The organism is Pseudoalteromonas sp. MMG013 (genome assembly GCF_018100885.1).
In the GTDB taxonomy this organism is placed as follows: domain Bacteria; phylum Pseudomonadota; class Gammaproteobacteria; order Enterobacterales; family Alteromonadaceae; genus Pseudoalteromonas; species Pseudoalteromonas aurantia.
The window spans coordinates 1-692 of record NZ_JAGJEE010000099.1 but is presented as its reverse complement, the minus strand read 5'-3'; the positions used below and the strand labels follow the sequence as shown (position 1 = coordinate 692).

Here is a 692-nt window from a genome sequence, read left to right as displayed (position 1 = left end):
AGGCAAGCAGCCTAAACACTTAGCGCGTTTTGCAGGCAGCCCCAGAAAACATATGCCCAAAGGTTTACCCTTTGAATTAAAGTCCTACTTAGAACTGGTCGAGTTAACAGGCCGATGTATGCGAACAGACAAACGTGGCGCTATAAGCCCAATCAACTCCCCGATTTTAGACTGGCTCAACATAGCCCCAAAAAACTGGCTAAAGCTCACCACACAATTTACCAAAGTATTCCATGGCGCGGTAGGGCGACCTCAAAAGCTTGACAATTATTGTGCGAGCCTAGAAATAAAACGGCGCGCTAATTATAAGCAGTGTGAAAAGTTACTGGCTTAATTTGAGACCACCAAGATAATCACTATATAATCAATACACGATGGTTTCTAGGGTTAGGCGTGCCTTATTGCTGGGCATGAGTTCATGAGTTCGGTTTTCCCTATCTTTGAGCTCATAGCATATGTAGTTAATTCAATTTTACTAACTAGACGATATTTCAGGTTGAACATTGCCTGCTTTCATTCGTTTTTTGAATGGGTGTCATTGTCTGTTAATTGTTGCTGGGCATGAGTTCGGTTTTCCCTATCTTTGAGCTCATAGCATATGTAGTTAATTCAATTTTACTAACTAGACGATATCTCAGGTTGAACATTGCCTGCTTTCATTCGTTTTTTGAATGGGTGTCATTGTCTGTTAA

1 pseudogene is annotated in these 692 nt (G+C 41.2%); it reads left to right on the top strand.

The features are described 5' to 3' along the window. A pseudogene (locus J8L98_RS24510) lies at positions 1-334 on the top strand (transposase); the annotation flags it as partial. Between the last annotated feature and the right edge of the window lie 358 nt (positions 335-692).